Origin of the sequence: Trinickia sp., assembly GCF_036503415.1 — a bacterium.
Taxonomy (GTDB): domain Bacteria; phylum Pseudomonadota; class Gammaproteobacteria; order Burkholderiales; family Burkholderiaceae; genus Trinickia.
Genome location: NZ_DASXWY010000116.1, coordinates 1 through 2,408, shown reverse-complemented (window position 1 = coordinate 2,408; position 2,408 = coordinate 1). Strand labels below are relative to the sequence as shown.

Below are 2,408 nucleotides of genomic sequence, written 5' to 3'. Positions count from 1 at the left end.
TATCGGAACGGCGAAGCCGAGCAGCGCAGCCGCTTATCCGCCATGAAGCGGTCAAGCCCACGCAGCGACAGAGCGTGCAGCAACGAAGCGCACCGCCGCCCCGCGTCGAGCCGTCCGCCGAGCCGGCCCGCGAGGCACCCTCCGCCGATGGGGGCGCTGTTCGGCCTGAATCCGTGCGGCCAAGTGCCGCGGACGCCTCGCCGGCTTCCTCATCGGTTGGCGCCGCGCAGGCGCGGCTGCTTTCCCAGCCGCTGCCGTTGCTGCCTGACGATCTGCGCGAGGACGCTTACCGCGCCGAAGCGGTAGCGCGCTTCGCCATTCACGCGGACGGCACCACGGAAGTCCAGCTGGTGAAGCCGACGTCGAATCCGCGCCTCAATCAAATCCTGCTCGAAGCGCTCCACAAATGGCGCTTCTTTCCAGCGATGGAAAACGGCCATCCAGTCGATAGTCAGCGCGACGTGCGAGTGCATTTCAACGTGAGCTGACACGACCTGCACCATCTAGCGATCAGCTGAGGCGTCTCGATGGAAACGGACCGACCGGCACCTTCTCGGGTGCCGCCGGTCGGCGGCCCAATAAGACGTTTCGCGGCAACCGGCGCTTCGCCGCGACGATGCAAGGAAGTTCCGTTCACCCATGCGACATCAAGTTACGATGGGAACATCGGACACGCTCCGATAAACGCGCCACCATACGCTCATGCCGGTAGCAGGAAGATCGGGAGCCACTCCCGTCACGATTCCCGTTCCGCCCCCTGGATCGTGCCTGCCGCACAGGTAATGACCTGCGTTGAGAAACGACGTGTAGGCGTTGGTCCCGTACGCCATGGCAGGTTGGAACTCGCCGTCCGGCAGCGCCCGTCCACCCGGTTCGAGCCTCAAGCGCGCCGCACAGGCGACCGACCAGGTCGACACGTCGTGCCCAACCGGCGTCCTTTCCGCTCCCACGAACTGTTCCGCGGCATCGCTCGTTGCAAGAACACGATACTGGCCGACATAATCGAATAGTTGAATTCGGACGCGGTCGGCAAACGACACCGGATCCCCGCATCGTTTTTTCGATCCGGCTGTAGGTACGAAGCTCCAAATATAGTCGGCGTCCTCGTGTTTTCCGGGTGCTGCTATCTCCGTGCGCAGGATAGCCGGACGGCGTTTGCTGTCCGGTGGGCGAATGACCGCTAAAAATACCGGCGTATGGCTCGCGCAACTCCGGAACACGACAGGGTCGCCATAGCGGACCGTCTCGTCTTTTTCTGGTTCGATTATCCGCGTCGCGTCCCCGCGCGAAAAAACGATATCCATTTCAGCTCCATTTAGTGCCTGAAGCATTTTAATTTCGGCAAACCGATGGTTTCAACGCAGCGAGTTTGCCCCTCCGGCGCGACTGCTCGACGCCGGACGTTTCCGACTGCATACACGAGCGCTTCGCCGCCTTGACCGACGCGCCGCGCAGGACAGTCCTGCGACGACTTCGGCAAGCGAATGGTTCGTGTGCAATCTATCGATGGATAAGGAGCCGAACGGCTTACGGATCGTGATGTTGGATATGACGGAGCGGCGTGTGCATGAGAAGTCTCCAAGCGGATGGACAGCTTCGCGCCGCATCGAGTGCATCCGATAGCGGTGTGCTGTCACGGGTACCTCTAAAACTGGCCCGCCCTTTGACGTCCCAAACGGTCGCCACGGCAATGGCCCTCGGATTTTTTTATGTTGAACGCAAAATTAAATCGAGACGCATCCCTGACGCAAGTCAGGGAGTGAGTGTTTAATCGAGCGTCACGCATAATCTAATGAACAGGTCAATCCGTGTCAAGCGATGACCATGCAGTAAATGCGGAGACAGAAAAGCCGATGGTTCGTAAATTCCAAAATATTTCTAAAATCCAACCAGCGCACGCCGTTTGCGACTGATCACGCGGTCCCACCCCGTTTAAATCGGATAAAGACCCGCTTCTAATTTAACAATTTTTAAGGTTTTCGATTTGCCATAAACAGGCGTTTTAAGCGGTGCCCGGCGCTGATTTTCAGGCATGAAATTGTTTTCAAGCCGTTCGCGATGCCTGCCGCGTCGAGCGCGACGGAACATCGTCGCGCCGCCCTGTTTCCGGGGGAATATCAGACCGCCGGCCGCGCGAGCGCCGAATTCGGAAGGGGATCGGGATCGGTCAAAGGAGGATGCGTCACGATCGCTTTCAGATCGACGCTGGTCTCGCGAAGCCGCGCGACATCGGGCACCGGCCGGCGCGTCAATGGGGACGATTGACAGACCGCTTCCAACGCGCGAGCCATGTCCAGCAATTCGAAGTCGCCGCGGAACGGCCCGATTACCTGAAGGCCGAACGGCATGCCCGCGTGATCGACGCCGCACGGTAAAGCGAGCGCCGGATTCGTGACCAGCGTGACGAC

Annotated in this window: 3 protein-coding genes and 1 pseudogene; 1 reads left to right on the top strand and 3 read right to left on the bottom strand. The window is 60.1% G+C overall.

What is annotated here, in order from left to right:
* The coding region (locus VGL01_RS15075; protein WP_331570647.1) for a TonB family protein at nt 1–488 on the top strand (488 nt) is incomplete at its 5' end.
* Nucleotides 489–647: 159 nt separating this feature from the next.
* Here VGL01_RS15075 and VGL01_RS15070 read toward each other — a convergent pair.
* The 3 genes and pseudogenes from VGL01_RS15070 to VGL01_RS15060 all read right to left on the bottom strand — a co-directional run.
* Nucleotides 648–1,304 carry a hypothetical protein gene (locus VGL01_RS15070; RefSeq protein WP_331570645.1) on the bottom strand — a complete coding sequence of 219 codons (657 nt, stop codon included), beginning with the start codon at nt 1,302–1,304 and terminating at the stop codon, nt 648–650.
* Nucleotides 1,305–1,932: 628 nt separating this feature from the next.
* Nucleotides 1,933–2,088, bottom strand: coding sequence for a hypothetical protein (locus VGL01_RS15065; RefSeq protein WP_331570643.1), 156 nt, complete (start codon nt 2,086–2,088; stop codon nt 1,933–1,935).
* Nucleotides 2,089–2,117: 29 nt separating this feature from the next.
* Nucleotides 2,118–2,408 (bottom strand): annotated as a pseudogene (locus VGL01_RS15060) (amidase); the annotation flags it as partial.

Bases quoted from the DNA above. Each gene is read 5' to 3' on its own strand.
- VGL01_RS15070 (WP_331570645.1), bottom strand. From the start codon at position 1,304: ATGGATATCGTTTTTTCGCGCGGGGACGCGACGCGGATAATCGAACCA.
- VGL01_RS15065 (WP_331570643.1), bottom strand. From the start codon at position 2,088: ATGTTCCGTCGCGCTCGACGCGGCAGGCATCGCGAACGGCTTGAAAAC.